Origin of the sequence: Colwellia sp. MB3u-45 (genome assembly GCF_014077005.1) — a bacterium.
GTDB lineage: Bacteria > Pseudomonadota > Gammaproteobacteria > Enterobacterales > Alteromonadaceae > Cognaticolwellia.
Map to the genome: position 1 here is coordinate 1 of NZ_JACGVC010000016.1, position 264 is coordinate 264.

Consider the following 264-nt stretch of genomic DNA (forward strand, 5'->3'; position numbering starts at 1 on the left):
TCTATCACCCTAGATGCATCTGAAACAAAAATATTCCAGGCTCGACTACATTCATTAACAATATCTTCATATCCACTAAAACATCTGTTCGCTAATTCATTCTGCCTCAGCCATTGCCATACTTGCTCAATAGGATTTAGTTCAGGTGAATAAGGGGGCAACTTTATAATTGATAAGTTATCAAATTTTTCGGTTAAATGGACTTGATGCCAAGCTGCACCATCCACAACTATCACGGCGTGTCGTCCTTTGGGTACCTTTTGG

General features: G+C 39.4%; 1 protein-coding gene. It reads right to left on the reverse strand.

Annotated elements, in window-relative coordinates; all coding sequences use genetic code 11:
- On the reverse strand, nucleotides 1-264 hold a 264-nt coding region (locus H4J41_RS00065), incomplete at both ends, for a transposase (protein ID WP_182150438.1).